At 50.9% G+C, this 16,542-nt stretch carries 14 protein-coding genes; 7 read left to right on the top strand and 7 right to left on the bottom strand.

What is annotated here, in order from left to right; all coding sequences use genetic code 11:
- Positions 1–23: 23 nt before the first annotated feature.
- Complete coding sequence (locus UC15_RS07775; protein ID WP_112287927.1) at positions 24–494, bottom strand: glycine zipper 2TM domain-containing protein; 471 nt, start codon at positions 492–494, stop codon at positions 24–26.
- Positions 495–890: 396 nt separating this feature from the next.
- Here UC15_RS07775 and anmK point away from each other — a divergent pair, with 396 nt between their 5' ends.
- The 5 genes from anmK to pdxY all read left to right on the top strand — a co-directional run bounded on the left by anmK (position 891) and on the right by pdxY (position 5,694).
- Positions 891–2,009 carry an anhydro-N-acetylmuramic acid kinase gene (gene anmK, locus UC15_RS07770; protein WP_112287926.1) on the top strand — a complete coding sequence of 373 codons (1,119 nt, stop codon included), beginning with the start codon at positions 891–893 and terminating at the stop codon, positions 2,007–2,009.
- 83 nt (positions 2,010–2,092) lie between these two features.
- A complete protein-coding gene (locus tag UC15_RS07765; protein ID WP_112287925.1) occupies positions 2,093–2,404 on the top strand; it encodes an MliC family protein in 312 nt (103 codons plus the stop codon).
- Positions 2,405–2,629: 225 nt separating this feature from the next.
- Positions 2,630–3,295, top strand: a complete 666-nt coding sequence (pdxH, locus tag UC15_RS07755; RefSeq protein WP_112288004.1) for a pyridoxamine 5'-phosphate oxidase — start codon at positions 2,630–2,632, stop codon at positions 3,293–3,295.
- A 161-nt stretch (positions 3,296–3,456) separates the two neighbouring features.
- On the top strand, positions 3,457–4,731 hold the full coding sequence (gene tyrS / locus UC15_RS07750) for a tyrosine--tRNA ligase (RefSeq protein WP_112287923.1): 1,275 nt from the start codon (positions 3,457–3,459) through the stop codon (positions 4,729–4,731).
- A 102-nt stretch (positions 4,732–4,833) separates the two neighbouring features.
- Positions 4,834–5,694, top strand: a complete 861-nt coding sequence (gene pdxY, locus UC15_RS07745; RefSeq protein WP_112287922.1) for a pyridoxal kinase PdxY — start codon at positions 4,834–4,836, stop codon at positions 5,692–5,694.
- A gap of 89 nt (positions 5,695–5,783) precedes the next feature.
- On the opposite strand, the gene gstA is transcribed toward pdxY, so the two are convergent.
- The 5 genes from gstA to UC15_RS07720 form a co-directional block, all read right to left on the bottom strand.
- Positions 5,784–6,389 carry a glutathione transferase GstA gene (gene gstA, locus UC15_RS07740; RefSeq protein WP_112287921.1) on the bottom strand — a complete coding sequence of 202 codons (606 nt, stop codon included), beginning with the start codon at positions 6,387–6,389 and terminating at the stop codon, positions 5,784–5,786.
- Positions 6,390–6,562: 173 nt separating this feature from the next.
- The gene (dapA, locus tag UC15_RS07735; protein ID WP_112287919.1) at positions 6,563–7,429 is read right to left on the bottom strand and encodes a 4-hydroxy-tetrahydrodipicolinate synthase; all 867 of its coding nucleotides are present in this window, start codon (positions 7,427–7,429) and stop codon (positions 6,563–6,565) included.
- 124 nt (positions 7,430–7,553) lie between these two features.
- On the bottom strand, positions 7,554–9,227 hold the full coding sequence (locus tag UC15_RS07730; RefSeq protein WP_112287918.1) for a bifunctional diguanylate cyclase/phosphodiesterase: 1,674 nt from the start codon (positions 9,225–9,227) through the stop codon (positions 7,554–7,556).
- Between the two features lie 189 nt (positions 9,228–9,416).
- Entirely contained in the window at positions 9,417–10,550 is a 1,134-nt protein-coding gene (locus UC15_RS07725; RefSeq protein WP_112287916.1) for a diguanylate cyclase, read from the bottom strand.
- A gap of 141 nt (positions 10,551–10,691) precedes the next feature.
- A complete protein-coding gene (locus tag UC15_RS07720; protein WP_112287915.1) occupies positions 10,692–10,961 on the bottom strand; it encodes a hypothetical protein in 270 nt (89 codons plus the stop codon).
- Positions 10,962–11,264: 303 nt separating this feature from the next.
- Between UC15_RS07720 and UC15_RS07715 the strand changes: the two genes are divergently transcribed.
- Together UC15_RS07715 and UC15_RS07710 are read left to right on the top strand one after the other, a co-directional pair.
- The gene (locus UC15_RS07715; protein WP_112287913.1) at positions 11,265–12,296 is read left to right on the top strand and encodes an AraC family transcriptional regulator; all 1,032 of its coding nucleotides are present in this window, start codon (positions 11,265–11,267) and stop codon (positions 12,294–12,296) included.
- 164 nt (positions 12,297–12,460) lie between these two features.
- Positions 12,461–14,356, top strand: a complete 1,896-nt coding sequence (locus UC15_RS07710) for a diguanylate cyclase domain-containing protein (protein WP_112287911.1) — start codon at positions 12,461–12,463, stop codon at positions 14,354–14,356.
- A 137-nt stretch (positions 14,357–14,493) separates the two neighbouring features.
- Here the strand turns inward: UC15_RS07710 and dtpA are convergent, their stop codons facing one another.
- Positions 14,494–16,008, bottom strand: coding sequence for a dipeptide/tripeptide permease DtpA (dtpA, locus tag UC15_RS07705; protein ID WP_112287910.1), 1,515 nt, complete (start codon positions 16,006–16,008; stop codon positions 14,494–14,496).
- Positions 16,009–16,542 lie beyond the last annotated feature (534 nt).

Here is a 16,542-nt window from a genome sequence, read left to right as displayed (position 1 = left end):
CAGTTATTTGCTAGCAGAACGCATCAGGCGCTTGGGGAAACGGTAATGGTGCTGCCGCTGCTCGCCATGCTGACACGCTGACCTACGCTGAATTTGGTCGCGCCAGCTTTCTGAACAACCTGAATGGTTGTGCCGTCATCACGACGGATTTGCAGTTCTACACCGTTAGAACGGTTAAGAGAACTCTGCACGCCCTGACCTGCGACGCCACCGGCAACTGCGCCCGCAGCCGTTGCCAGACTACGACCCGTACCGCCGCCAACCGTGTTACCCAGGAAACCACCCAGTACTGCACCACCGAGTGCGCCGACGATGTTTGAATCATCGCCGCCCTGGATTTGTACCGCACGTGTAGAAACGATAGTCCCGTAAGTCACTTGTTGAATTTGTTTCGCCTGAGACGAGGAGTAAACGTCGCCAGACAGTGAGTTATCGCTGACGCAGCCAGTAAGAGAAATGCCAGCAAGTGCGACGACGAGTAAACGCTTAATCATAAATAGCTCCTTTTTTATGCTGCTGTACGGCTTTCAGACTAGCCACAACAACAGAGAAAAAACAGTACACAGTTCAACATCAGTGTCGAGGGTGGTCGTATACCATAGTTACTTCACTTTCTCCAAGTATACAGGAGGCGTGTTCAACTAATAATAAACGCAGGTTTAAGTTTTAGACAGCAGTGAGTGCGATCAAATATCTTCACCCTGAATGTTGTGATTGGCCGATTTATCGCCAGCCTGTTTTTAAAAATTAAAATTCGTAACAAGAAAAACACGAAGCCATCACAGGGTGTAATAAAAACTGAGTAACTCATGGCGCAATGCTTCCGATACCGATTACTCTGTCACTATTACTTTTTGTCGGATGTTTTCCGGGAGTTGAGGATGTTATCTATGAAGTCAGGTCGTTATATCGGCGTGATGTCCGGCACCAGTCTTGATGGCGTGGATGTTGTGCTGGCTGCCATCGACGAGCGTCTGGTCGCGCAACAGGCCAGCTACTCGCATCCTATTCCCATTGCATTGAAAAACGCCATTCTTGGCATGTGCCAGGGACAGCAGGTGACGCTGGAAGAGGTCGGCAAGCTCGATACTCAGCTGGGAATATTATTTGGTGAGGCTATTTTAGGGCTGCTGAAAAGCGCCGATATTTCACCGGAAGAAGTCACCGCGATTGGCTGCCACGGGCAAACGGTCTGGCATCAGCCTAAAGGCGATACTACGTTTTCGATGCAACTGGGCGATAACAACCGCATTGCCGCCATGACCGGCATTACTACTGTCGGAGATTTCCGCCGTCGCGATATGGCGTGGGGCGGGCAGGGGGCACCGCTGGTTCCGGCCTTCCATCAGGCCCTGCTGTCTGATCCGGCTGAGCGCAGAATGATCCTTAATATCGGCGGCATTGCGAACTTGTCCATGTTACTGCCGGGACAGCCGGTGCGCGGCTACGACACCGGTCCCGGCAATATGCTGATGGATGCGTGGATCTGGCGTCATAAAGCGCAGCCTTATGATAAAGGCGCGGAGTGGGCGAATGAGGGACGGGTGAATTTACGGTTGTTGCAGCAAATGTTGTCCGACCCGTACTTTGCTGAACCGGCACCAAAAAGCACCGGTCGTGAATACTTCAATATGGCGTGGCTGGAAAAGCAGCTGGCGCGTTCAGCGGAAATCTCTCCGACCGATGTGCAGGCCACGCTGGCTGAACTCACGGCAGTCAGTATCGCCGAGCAGGTTCAATTAGCTGGCGGATGCGACCGTCTGATGGTCTGTGGCGGTGGTGCGCGTAATCCTCTGCTGATGACGCGCATGTCAGCCATGCTTCCCGGCACGGAAGTGTGTACTACGGACTCCTGCGGGATCAGCGGTGATGATATGGAAGCGCTGGCGTTTGCCTGGCTGGCTTTCAGAACCTTATCGGGTCAGTCAGGTAATCTGCCTTCCGTCACAGGTGCCAGCCGCGAAACTTTGCTCGGGGCGATTTATCCGGTGGTTTCAACCCGCGCCTGACGCGTTCTCGGTTTTATCTCAATGTGTTGTGCAACCTGTCATGGTACATAACAGATAAACCGAGAACACTCAGGGAGTTCAGAATGAAAAAGGCGATCATCGCTTCTCTTGCAGGATTAACGCTGGCCGGATGTAGCCAGTTCAGTCACCAGACCGAAAGCCCGACGCAGGAACTGCACTACCAGTGCGGGACATTGCCGCTGACCGTCACGCTGGATAAACCGGCGCAGCAGGTCAATATGGTGATGGACGGCGAGCAGCTGAAACTGAAACAAGTTGAGGCAGCTTCCGGCACGAAATACAGCGATGGCCGTTACACGTTCTGGTCGAAAGGTAATCAGGCTTTCGTCCAGCGTGGTGAGAACGTCATCATTGACGATTGCATTCAAAAATAAACCTACCCGTCATACTTCGAACTGCAAATGCGTTTGCTCACCCCGGTCATAGAGTTATCTATGCTCCGGGGATTCCCTCACTTGCCGCCTTTTTGCATCTCGAATTACTTTGGGTAGCTTCTTTTTTCATAATTTCTCTTTTCAAACCCCGCGTCAGGAACGTTGAGATCCTGACGCGGCGGGTGCACAATGCGTCTACCTTCCTTTGATACGCAATTGATCCATATGGCTGATAATAAAGAATTTGATATTGCGGACTCGCGCCGTGAATACACCCGGGGCGGATTACGTCGCGCTGATTTAACGCCGGAACCGCTGCCGCTGTTTGAGCGCTGGCTGAAACAGGCGTGTGATGCCCGTCTGGCCGATCCGACGGCGATGGTTGTCGCGACGGTGGATGAAAACGGACAGCCTTTCCAGCGCATTGTGCTGCTCAAACATTATGATGAAAAAGGGCTGGTGTTTTATACCAACCTCGGCAGCCGTAAGGCGCAGCAGCTGGCGGGCAATTCCCGTATCAGCCTGTTATTCCCCTGGCATATGCTCGACAGACAAGTCAACGTTCTCGGTCAGGCAGAACGTTTATCCACGCTGGAAGTCATGAAATATTTCACCAGTCGTCCGAAAGACAGCCAGATTGGCGCATGGGTTTCTCAGCAATCCACCCGCATTTCGGCGCGTGGCGTGCTGGAAAGTAAATTCCTCGAACTGAAACAGAAATTCAGTAATGGTGAAGTGCCGTTGCCCAGTTTCTGGGGTGGTTTTCGCGTCAAAGTGGATTCAATGGAATTCTGGCAGGGCGGTGAACATCGTCTGCACGACCGGTTCATTTATCAGCGTGATGAAGCTGAGACAGAAACTGGCTGGAAAATAGACCGCCTCGCACCTTAACCACGAAAAAACACGCGATTCCCTAGCGCTCGGGCGACGAGCGCTTTATTCTATGTCGTTCGCCGAAAGGTGAGAGAAAGGGCACATGCGCGGCATGATGTCAGACATGAATCTGCACACATTCAGTACATATTTCTAAGTACAAACAAACGGAGTCTTTGATGGCGAGCAGCAACCTGATTAAACAACTGCAAGAGCGGGGCCTCATTGCCCAGGTAACGGATGAAGAAGCGTTAGCAGAGCGACTGGCGCAAGGGCCAATTGCACTCTATTGCGGTTTCGATCCTACCGCAGACAGCTTGCATTTGGGACATCTGGTGCCTTTGCTTTGCCTGAAACGCTTCCAGCTGAACGGCCACAAGCCAGTGGCGCTGGTCGGTGGCGCAACTGGTCTTATCGGTGATCCGAGCTTTAAAGCGACCGAGCGTAAGCTGAACACCAATGAAACCGTGAATGAGTGGGTGGAAAAAATCCGTCAGCAGGTTTCTCCGTTCCTGGATTTCAGCTGTGGCGATAACAGCGCGATCACCGCGAACAACTACGACTGGTTCGGCGGCATGAACGTGCTGACCTTCCTGCGTGATATCGGTAAACACTTCTCTGTTAACCAGATGATAAACAAAGAAGCGGTGAAACAGCGTCTGAACCGCGATGACAGCGGCATCTCCTTCACCGAATTCTCGTACAACCTGCTGCAAGGTTATGATTTTGCGTCCCTTTACGATCTGCACAACGTTGAGCTGCAAATCGGTGGCTCCGACCAGTGGGGCAACATCACCTCAGGTATCGATCTGACCCGTCGTCTGCACCAGAAACAAGTGTTCGGCCTGACCGTTCCGTTGATCACCAAATCTGATGGCACCAAATTCGGTAAGACCGAGGGCGGCGCAGTCTGGCTGGATCCGAAGAAAACCAGCCCGTACAAATTCTACCAGTTCTGGATCAACACAGCGGATGCCGACGTTTACCGCTTCCTGAAGTTCTTCACCTTCATGAGCATTGAAGACATCAATACGCTGGAAGAAGAAGACAAAACCAGCGGCAAAGCGCCTCGCGCGCAGTACGTTCTGGCGGAAGAAGTAACCGGTATGGTTCACGGCGCAGAAGGTCTGGCGGCAGCGAAACGTATCACGCAGAGCCTGTTCTCCGGTTCCCTGAGTGAAATGACAGAAGTCGATTTCGGTCAGCTGGCGCAGGACGGTCTGGAACTGTTTGAAGTACCACGCGACACAGACCTGCAACAGGCTCTGGTGATTGCAGGTATGGCGCCGTCGAAAGGTCAGGCGCGTACCATGATTTCTTCCAACGCGGTTTCCGTAAACGGCGAAAAACAGACTGACACTGAATACAGCTTCACTGACAGTGATCGTCTGTTTGGTCGTTATACCTTGCTGCGTCGCGGTAAAAAGAACTACACCCTGTTGCTCTGGGCATAAGTTATAGGCAAGCAGAACGGGGGGCCGAATGGCCTCCCGTTTTTGTTCACTGATATCAGTTATTCCGCCATCTCCCGATGACGTTGCAATCGGAAATTCCTCATGAAAAGCATTCTTTCTATCCAGTCACACACGGTATTTGGTCACGCGGGTAACAGCGCGGCGGAATTCCCTATGCGTCGTATGGGCGCAAACGTTTGGCCGCTGAATACCGTTCAGTTCTCCAATCATACTCAGTATGGTCACTGGACTGGCTGTGTAATGCCCGCCACACATCTGACTGAAATCGCGCAGGGGATTGCGGAGATTGACCGTCTGAAGGATTGTGATGCGGTGCTGAGCGGCTATATCGGTTCGCCGGAGCAGGGACAGAGCATTCTGGAGATTGTCCGCCTGGTGAAAGCGGCGAATCCGGATGCATGGTATTTTTGCGACCCGGTCATGGGGCATCCTGAAAAGGGCTGTATCGTGGCACCGGGCGTTGCCGAGTTCCATTGCAATCAGGCGCTGATTAACTGCGACATTATTGCCCCGAACCTGCTGGAGCTGGAATTACTCAGCGGCCATGCGGTGGCAAGTGTTGAAGAAGCGGTGGCGACGGCGCGTGAGCTAATCAGTAAAGGCCCGAAAATTGTGCTGGTTAAACATTTAAGTCGCGCTGGTTATCACAGCGATCGCTTTGAAATGCTGCTGGTAACGGCAGATGAAGCCTGGCATATCGACCGTCCGCTGGTTGATTTTGGCGTGCGTCAGCCGGTCGGGGTCGGTGACCTGACCAGTGGTTTGCTGCTGGTCAATCTGCTCAAAGGCGAAGCGTTGGATAAAGCGCTGGAACACGTCACTGCGGCGGTTTACGAAGTGATGCTGACCACTCACGCGATGGGTGAGTATGAGCTGCAAATCGTGGCGGCGCAGGACAAAATGGTCAAACCAGAGCACCATTTCCCGGCGGTCAAACTCTAGATTTTATCTCCATAAAAAACGCCCCGTGCTGTGACAACCGGGGCGTTTTTATTTATGCCTGTCTGTACAGACGTATCAGGCGCAGGAAATTACTTCAGGCCTTCCGCCGTCAGCGCAGCATCAACGGCAGGGCGCGCAGCCACACGATCCAGATACGCATTGAGTTCGGTCAGTGCGCTCAGGTCAAACTTCAGTGCTTTTGCCCAACCCATCACGGTGAACAGATACGCATCCGCCACGCTGAAACGGGCACCCAGCAGGAACTGATTGTCTTTGAGTGATTCATTCACGTAAGCAAATTTCTTGCTCAGTGCTTCGCGAGTCACAGCTTTGAAATCATCCGGCGTTTTTGGATTGAACAGCGGAGAGAAGCCTTTATGCAGCTCAGTCGCAATATAGTTCAGCCATTCCAGCGCATGATAGCGAGCCAGCGTACCTTGTTCCGGCATCAGCTGACGATCAGGTTTCTGATCGGCCAGATACTGCACGATAGCCACGCCTTCGGTCAGAATGCTGCCATCATTGAGCAACAGTGTCGGGATCTGCCCTTTCGGGTTCACTGCGAGGAAGTCATCACCGGTTTCGGTTTTCTTGGTCGCCAGATCAACTTTTTCAATGCTGAAGTCCAGACCTGCTTCACGAAGAACGATGTGCGGGGAGAGGGAACAGGCACCGGATTTATAATACAGTTTCATAAACACTCCATTGGATGAGCAACCCGCCTGATCCCATAAAACACAAGGGTTTCACGGGACAGCGATTCGGCTATATAAAAACTGCTTCTATCCTAGAACCGGCGGGAGCAAATGTCAGTGTTTTAATTGTGACAGTGAGCCTGACTGCTCATATTCTGCCGAACCTTGGGCTCTTAACGTGAATGCTGATTCAGGAAATCACGGACTGCCACTTCAACATTTTCCGGCGCAGGGAGCATCGGTGAACGCAGCTCATTTTTCATCAGGCCGTCGAGTGATAAGGCGTATTTAATCGCCGCCGGATTCGGCGCAGAGAACATCAGCCGGATCATTGGCAGCAGGCCGAAAAATGTTTTACGCGCCGCTGCAATATCCTGCTGTTTGAACTGACGGATAAGCTGAACAAACTCTTCCGGAAAAATATGTGAAGAAGCGGCAATGGCACCGGCGCCGCCCAGACTCAGCGTCGAGAAAATCTGCACGTCTTCACCGCACAGCACATCCAGTTCGCCGTCAGCGATAAGTGAAAGCGTCAGATCAATGCTGCCGCCACAATCTTTGACTGCGCTGATTTGCGGATGTTTAGCCAGCTGGCGGAATGTTTCCAGCTCCATCTGCACGCCGGTACGGTAAGGAATATTGTAAAGCACTACCGGCACGGTGGAATGGTCGGCAATCTCAGTAAACCAGGCCACCAGTGCGGCCTGAGAAGGGCGGATATAATAAGGTGCGGGGATCAGAAGGCCTGCGACAGGTCGCTGAAGGATCGCATCCTGCATTTCGCGGATAACCGGCATGTGGGTGCCGGAAAGCCCCATAATGATCTGATGGCCGGGTACCACTTCCAGCACGGCATCCAGAACCTGAAGCTGTTCTTCTTTGGTGAGCATCGGCGCTTCGCCGGTGGTTCCGCAGACGACAACGCCATCAACGCCCCGTTTGAGCAGCCGGGTGCACAGAGATTTCAGTGCAATAAAGTCGATCTCACCCTCATGGAAAGGTGTGACCAGCGGGACCCAGATACCTGAAAACGATGACATGATGTATTTCCTTAAACGGCGTGATTTATCAGTCTCGGATCATGTCAGTAAAACAGGGACGAGCGCCAATTGAATGAATTAATAAGGTGTTTTGAGTTATCTATGAAGCTTATGTGTCAGCGTTTCAGATACTGGCTGACATATTCATTTCAGTCGTCAGCAACGTTGATAATACTTCAACCGGTACCGGCCTTGAGAAAAGATAACCTTGTAGATGCGAGCAACCCGCTGATACTAAAAAGGATTTTTGAAGCTGGTTTTCCACGCCTTCGGCGATCACATTGAGATACATTTTATTGCCGAGCTGGGAGACGGCAGAAACGATGGCGGCAGTATCGTTCACTTCTGTGACGTACTGCACGAACGAACGGTCGATTTTTACGCTGTCCACCGAGATATCTTTCAGCAAACTGAGACTGGAATAACCCGTACCGAAATCATCGAGAGAAATTTTCACACCGGCTTTGCGCAGTTTCGCCAGATGACTGAGACTGGTGGCATTGGCGTTCATCACTGATGTTTCTGTCAGCTCGAGTTCCAGACGTGAAGGTGGGAAATTCTCTTCTGCAAGAACGGCCAGAATTCGCGGCCCGAAATCAGGTTCTCCCAGTTGTACCGCGGAGACGTTAATCGCCAGATTCAACTGGACGAAGTTCTTAATATCGCGGCAGGCCCGGCGCAGAACGATTTCTCCGAGCTGGATCACCAGTCCGGTTTCTTCTGCCAGAGCAATAAACTGCACCGGCGAGACCTGCCCGAGCACCCCGTGATTCCAGCGGGCGAGCGCTTCCACGCAAACGACCTTTTCATCACGACTGCGCAAAATCGGCTGATATACGCAGGAAAGATCGCCTTCTTTAGCCAGCGATTCAGCCAGCGCTTTCACCATAATGCGTTTACTGACGCTGCTGGCGTCCAGCAATTCAGAGTAAAAAGAGAACATATTCTTGCCGCGTTGCTTAGCTTCCAGCAGCGCGGTATTCCCGCGACGCATAATTTCACCGGCAGTAATATTTTCGGCGCCAAACATCACGATACCGAAAGAAATAGTCATCATCGGGTTAGCGCGCGTCAGCGTGAAAGGCTGGCGCATCATCACCAGAATTTCCAGCGCCAGATTGTTGGCTACTTCGCTGGTCGGATTATTACGCAAGATAATAGAGAACTCATCGCCGCCGATGCGTGAAACCGTTCCGCTGCTACCGACTTCATTACGCAAACGCTGGCCGAATTCACACAAAATCGCATCACCGGCCTGATAACCATAGGTATCGTTGATATAGTTGAAATCATTAAGATTAAGCAGGATAAGCGCGTAGGGTTCAGGACGATACATCCGCTGCGCCGCAATCTGGCTGAGTTCTTCACTTAGCGCCGTGCGGTTAGGCAGACCGGTCAGTACATCATGGCGGGCAAGATAACGGATTTGCGCTTCGGAACTGCGCAGCAGGGAGATATCCATAATGGAGGTCAGAATAAAATGCCGCGTCTCAAGCGTGACGCGTGACTTACGCACCAGCACATTGCGCCGCTTTCCTGAAGGATCTACCAGCGTTTCTTCGTTAACCGTTTTTTCACCGGTTTCCAGCACTTCGATATCACGTTCCCGCTGACGGGCAGCCTGTTCGGGTTCGGTAAAAAAGGAAACATCCTGACCAATCAACTCTTCACGCGGACGGCCATAAAACTCACTGGCTTTCTGATTGAGAAATACCAATTTACGGCTGTCGTCTTTCAGCACCGTTGCCTCGGGAAGCGTATCAAGAACTGCCTGGCATATCGCAAAATCAGTAAGCATGAATTAACTACCCCGAACAGAATATGAGTGTGATGTGGCGCAGTGTCTAAGCCGGTGACTCATCAGGTTGTTTTTGCAATTATTACTCACAATTGGATGAGAATATTACCGTTGTTTTTAAATTCTAAAATTCAATCGGTTATCATGCCCTAAGTAAGGTATTCGATATTTTGTTCGGGTGAATAACGATCAACTCAGCTCAATGCGGTTTTTACCGGCAGATTTAGCCCGATACAAAGCATGATCTGCCTGGATTAACAAATGCGAGATTGAGTCCTGATCGGGTTCACTAAAAGCCATTCCTACGCTGACCGTCATCGGAATATTATGCTGCGAATTCTGCGCCAGCTGAGAACGGATATTCTCTGCCATACGTATTGCCTGTTCTCTCGGGCGGGTGGTCAGGCAGGCAAATTCTTCTCCGCCAATCCGGGCAAAAATATCTTTTTGCTCCAGGGAAGAATTCACCACATTGCAAAAGAATACCAGGGCCGAATCGCCGCCGGCATGGCCATACTGGTCGTTGAGCCGTTTAAAATTATCCAGATCAAATAAAATCAGCTGCACAGGAAAAGTATTGTTTTTACGCTTCCTGATAAGCTCGTTGCCGCGCTCAAGAAACGCCCTGCGGTTGCCCACGCCTGTCAGCGGATCAGACAACGAGGCCTGTTTATAACCCAGCTGACCGCGCTCATACACCATGGCTAAAATAATGAAAGACAGGCAGATAGCGTACAAAATCGCTTCAAAAATCAGTATAGCGAAGAAACCGCTGCTATGACCCCCCACCATCTCAGCATACGGCAAGCCGTTATCAAAGAAAGGACGCGCCAGATAGAAACAGGCGTGGAAAAAACTCAGCGGCAGCGCGGGCCAGTAAGTCACATGCAGTTGCCTGCGCGCATGCCAAAGCTCCAGTGTCGTCAGCAAGGTATAAGCCGCCGTTAACAATGAGGTCAGGAAAATCCGCTGCTCAAGACTGTGGTAAAAGGCCGGATAAAGACAGAACAGGAGCCAGATAACGGGCCCGGAAAATACCACCGGCAGTAATACCCTGCGGCCTGTAAACATTCTTAATGCGGCCCACATCATTCCGTAACAGAGCAAAATCATCATGTTACTGAAGACCACGGGAATAATTTCGCTCACGCCTGAACGCATACTGCTGAGCAAAGTACCTGCGGTAGAGAATGCCAGCATCAGGGCAGTGAGCCCGAGCGTCGGATCTCTGCGACCCCCGATCCATGCGAACAGCATGACGGCAGTGAGCAGGATGAGAATAAAAAGCTCAAATATAAATAACGTGTAAACGTCGAGATGCATAAATTTTATAATTTGTTATTTGCGGGTATGCCTGAGGTTATTTTGACTGATTATCCGCACAGGACAGAAACACTTTTATCAAATTTAGGAATTTCTTTATGGTGGGAATGCTTAAACGAGACAAAGGGGCAGGGAAAACGCTCAGGGATGTTTTTTAGTGCCGAATTTTTGATCCCATTCACGACGATAACTGCGGGATTGTTTGCGGCCTTTAAGCCACAGGACGGTACAGACGATGCAAACGCCGGCTGAGAAAACGATATTACGCATGTCCTGATCATAAAAAATAACCAGAACGCAATCGAGGGCGGCCACGATGGCAAACCATTTGTGCATGTGCGATTGCCTGCGGGTTTCCGCATTCATACGCTTGAGCTGACGTCCTTCATCCAGGACCTTTCTTTTTTCCATGGGCATTTCCTGGCGACGGTTGGGTGAAAATGGATCGTGTTTTTTTAAGAATAGCAAATCACGAAAGTGAGGATCTTCAATACGATATTAACCGATCCCAAAATAATTATCGCGGATAACCTGACACATCAATTGGCCGATGAGCGACCTTTACTCCCTGATTTTACAAAACTTTTCGCCATTTATACCGCCTTCGAAAATATAAGAATCTCGGAAAAAAGTATTACCAATTGCTGCTACGCATTGATTTATCAGTAGGAGGTAGATTATCGTTTCGGAATTATCTTAATTTTTGGTGAGAAAATGAGCGATTCATCTTCACGAAAGATAGTAGACGGTGCCAATATCTATCAGGATTTCGAGACCCGTTTCTATGAATGGGAAGACGGGATGTCCAGTGCAGGCTTCAAGCTTGAGCTGCCCGATCGTCACAGGGATGAATTTGACTGGGGGGTAACCGGATACAATTTCGGGCGTGTGATCGGCGGCGTTCTGACCGTCAGCGAGCACGACATTAACCGTCAGTATGGCAATCTGTTTTCCATGCCCGATCACATCGTCATTTTCATCATTATCATCGGCGGAATGGAATGCCAGTGTTTTGGCGAGCGTTTCACGCTGGTTCAGGGCGATATCCTGATTCAGGATATGTCGCAGCCGATCAAAATTCACGTTTATCCGGGAGATCAGAAACCGCGTCTGGGCTCCTACCAGTATATAATTATGCCCAAACACAGCCTGCATTTTAATGTCGATATCGCGTCCCTGCACGGCAAGCGCATTCCTGCAACGTCGCCGGTCAACATCATTCTGCGCAATCATTTTGCCACGATGGTGCAGGTGTTTGATCAGATGACCGATCAGGAGGTTCTGAGCACCGGCGAAGGTGCGGCGTCTGTTTTCCTGCAAACTCTGCATCTGGTTGCGGGCAAGAAAGTTGAGCATCCGTTTGAGCAAAGTGCCCGTCTGGAGCGCATTTGTCTGTACATTGAAAAACACCTCAGTCAGCCGGTGAGCGTCGATGTGCTGTGTAAAAACTTTGCCATCTCGCGCTCGGGTTTATACCGGCTATTTGAGCCACTGGGCGGCATTGCCCAGTTCATCCGCAGCCGCCGTCTGTTACTCGCAAAACGTTTGCTGCGTACATCATCAATGTCTGATCAGAGCCTGGCCGTCATCGCCCGTCAGTGCGGGCTTGAACCGGGTGCGCTCCGCCGTTACTTCCTTGAGTTTTATGGTGCTACGCCGTCAGAAATGCGGCAGAAATACCGTCATGACGCAGAACAATCTGATCAGGTCGATGCCACGCATGTGAATTGGGTAAGTTCGCTTTAACCGTTGATTTGCTGCTATTTGTGCAAATCCTGTTAATTGAATACGTTTTTTGTGATCTGTCACTATTCTGATTTTTGCCCGGCAAAGGCGGAATGAGAGCCGGTTTTCCGTTTAAACGCAGTAGACTTGATGACATATTCACCCGTCATCACTGAGAGTACATTATGTTAGTCCCTCAACAGGCAGTTGATGAACAGGCTCGGCTTGCGATACTGGCTTCTCTGGGCATCTTAGATTCCCCCAGAATTGAGGAGATCGACCGTATCACCCGCATGGCTGCGCGCCAGTTTCAGGCCAAAGCCGTCGTTGTTTCACTGATTGACGCCGACCGGCAGTGGTTTTTGTCCCATACCGGCATTGATATCAATCAGTCCCCGCGCGATACCTCATTCTGCGGTCATACCATTCTTGAATCCGGCCCTCTGGTTGTCAGAGATGCCCGGCTGGATTTGCGGTTTCACGATAATCCTCTGGTTACCGGCGCGCCGCATATCGTGTTTTATGCTGGTTGTGCCCTGCATTCCCAGCAGGGCATTGCACTGGGCGCGTTGTGCCTGATTGATGACCGGACGAGAGAGTGGAGCGAGGAAGACGGGCAAACGCTGCTGGACATGACCGCGCTGGTGCAAAGCTACATTTTTCATCTGGAAAACCGGCAGTACACGGCGCGCGTTGAGGATAATTTGGCGAAAAGCGAAGCCTTATTTGAGCAGACATTTGCTCATGCCGCCGTCGGGTTTTCACTGGTCGGGCTCGACTGGCGCTGGCTGCGTATTAACCCTCAGGTATGTAACATGCTGGGCTACGCCGAATACCAGCTACGCAGCTGCCTGCTTCATGACGTTACCCATCCTGACGATCTGTATGCAGAAAATATTTTGATCCCCCGTTTGCTCTCGGGTGAAATCAACAGTTTTAGCGTTGAGAAACTGCTTCAGCGATCCAATGGCAGCACGCTGTGGGTGACGATGACCGCTTCTCTGGTGCGTAACGCAACCGGTGAGGCGCATCACTATATTGTGGTGATCAGTGACATCACTGAGCGTAAAAACATTGAACAAACGTTGTATTCGTTGCAGGGCGGTCTGGAACGTCGGGTGGCTGCGCGCACCAATGAACTGCAGGTTGCGATGGATCAGTTGCATCAGGAAATTGCACAACGCCTGAACCGCGAGCGGGAACTGATGGAAAGCAAGAACCGGCTGCGGGCGATTACCGACAATATTCCGGCACTGATCTGCCATGTTGATGCGAATGAAGAATACATTTTTGTGAACCACTTTCATGCCAGCTGGTACGGCGTGGCCGAAGATAAAGTGCGTGGGCGGCAGGTGAAGGATTTGGTGGGGCATGAGACGTACCAGCAAATCGAGCCCTATATTCGCCAGGTGTTGCAAGGCGTCGCCGTCAGTTATGACATTGAGTTACCGGGTTATTCCCGTAACGGAAAAGGGGGCGTTTTGCACACCACGCTTATCCCCTGTGATGACAGCGGTCATGGCTACTATGGCCTTTCGACTGACATCAGCGAGATTAAAGAACTGCAGGCACAGCTGGAATTCGAGGCCAATCATGATTCGCTGACCGGACTTCCTAACCGGCGGGCATTCCAGCAATCCCTGATTTATGCGGCCAGACAACAAAAAAAAGCAGACAAAGACATAGCCTTACTTTTTTTAGATATTGATAACTTTAAAGCTTACAACGACACCTACGGGCACGAATTTGGCGATCTGATCCTGAAGTTTTTCGGACATACTTTGCGCGATAATCTGCGTTCACAGGACGTGGTTGCACGTCTGGCGGGGGATGAGTTTACCGTCCTGCTGGGGCATTTGGTCAATACGGAAAGCGATATCAGCCGGATTTGTACCAGTCTGATGAACGCTTTCCGTAGTGTTGAACACGTGTCCGGGGTACCGGTTTCGCTGTCAGCAAGTATTGGCGTGGCGGTGGGGCGTGCGCGTCAGCCGTTGTTACCTGATACGCTGATGGCGCGTGCTGATGCTGCTATGTACCGTGCAAAACAAAGCGGGAAAGGGCGTTATTATCTCGGGTGAATCTTGAGGCTCGGGCCAATCTTGAGGTGAATCCTGGAATAACTTTTGTCCATAAAAGCGCGGTCATAAAAACATGGCCAAAAAAAAACGCCTCCAGGAGGAGGCGTTCGTCAACCATCGAGAAAGACGTTCTGCGTTTACTGAGCAGCAGAAGCCAGTTCAGGTTGCTTTTCGTCAGTGTCGCGATCCAGCGTCATGCGGTGCAGCTTAGATGCAGTGACCAGCATCAGCACAGCAATCACAGCGGTCGCAATACCAATCTGCAGGAACACGTGGCTGTAGATTGCCAGAGAGGCGTGCGCGTCTTCAATGTCTGAAGGCACTGCCGTCAGATTCGCCACATAGCCCGCGATAATCGCCGCCGCTGCGGTAGTCAGGAACCATGCGCCCATGATGAAGCCCATCAGACGCTGCGGTACCAGCTGTGCAACCATCGCCAGACCCAGACCGGAAATCATCAGCTCACCGATACTTTGCAGTGCATAGCTCAGCACCAGCCAGTTAACAGAAACGATACCCTGTTCATTTGCCAGACTTGCACCCCATGGCAGAACCAGGAACGCGCCTGAACACAGCACCATACCTATGGCAAACTTGTGCGGCATAGGCATACGGTCGCCTACTTTGGTGTAAACAGCGGCCAGAATCGGGCTGGCAACCATGATCCAGAATGGGTTCAGAGCCTGGAACTGCTCAGGCTGGAAGCTGATACCCAGCAGGTCATGGCCGACGTTGTGAATAGCAAAGAAGTTCAGGGACGTCGGCATCTGGCTGTACAGCACGAAGAACACGACGGCTTCCATCATCAGCAGGAACGCCACAATCATCTTACGACGGGCAATACCCTTCATAGAGAAGGTTTCTTTCGCAAAGACAATAATGATACCCACAGAAACCACGCCCAGCACCATACGTGCGATAGTTTGGTTATGCAGCAACCAGCTGGACAGGAAGACCAGTGCAACCACACCGACCAGAACCATCAGCAGCTTTTTGAACTGCAGCGGGGCAAAGTCTGGTTTAGAACCCTGACGTTTTACCCATTTGCGGCAGAACATGAAGTTCACGATGGTGATCAGCATACCGACTACGCTCAGAGAGAACGCGACGCTCCAGCCATACTGCGCGGCAAGCCATGGCGTTGCCAGCATGGAGAAGAATGAGCCGATATTGACCGACATGTAATACATGGTGAATGCGCCATCAAGACGCGGGTCATCTTTTTCGTAGCAGGTAGAAAGCAATGAGGATGGATTTGCTTTAAACAAGCCACTACCGACGGCGATAGTCGCCATACCCAGATAAACCCAGAACACTTCGTGGCCGGAATAGGCAACGAAGGAATAACCTAACGCCAGAACTATCGCGCCGAGCACGATCACGCGTTTTGAGCCCAGAACTTTATCCCCTAACCAGCCGCCGATGGCCACGAAGCCGTAAACCAGCGCACTGAAAGAGGAGAACAGGGTGATGGAGTCAGCTTCACTCAGGCCAAGCATTTTGACCAGGTAAACCGCCATGATCCCTTGCAGGCCGTAATAACCGAAACGTTCCCACAATTCGATGGAGAAGATCAGATAAAACGCTTTTGGCTGTTTGAAGGCGTTCAGACTCACGCTTTCATTATTGGGTGTTTTGTTTGCAGTTGACACTCGTACCTCTGTTTATTCCTTCTGCCTGTGACAGAGCAGAAACGCATAAGTGGCGCGAAATAAGCACCCTTTGCATTGTTATAAGATGGGATGACGGCTGGTAATGTTCACTATCTTCGTAAATGAGGCAAGGAGTTTGACATATGCCGTTACATTTAACTTATCCGGCCTGATTAAACTGTGTTCGAAATGTTATGCAGAATTAACGTTTATGTTTTCTAAATAGACGATGTGAATATGTTGTATAAATAATATTCCACATTCTAAAATTGTTATTGTTTTTCTGAAAAAGTCTTAACTGGATTATTCCCCCATTCAGCGGTGAATAAACAGTGAATACGTCTGGATTGTGACGCTATTTGCGGGGTTTTATGAAACGGAAAAACAACGCTGCGCAGGTATTCAGAACGATGCATAGTCTAGTGTGATCTGCATCCCGTTTTAACACTAAATTTCCGATTGAAAATAAGATTAGTACGACTTGTGGCGGTTAGGGGGCGGGGGCATTTACATTTGGCTTGTCCGGCAGGGGGA

Source organism: Rahnella sp. AN3-3W3, from assembly GCF_003263545.1.
GTDB classification, from domain to species: Bacteria; Pseudomonadota; Gammaproteobacteria; order Enterobacterales; family Enterobacteriaceae; genus Rahnella; species Rahnella variigena.
Note: the sequence above shows the minus strand (reverse complement) of the source record. Positions and strands in the feature narration are given on the sequence as shown.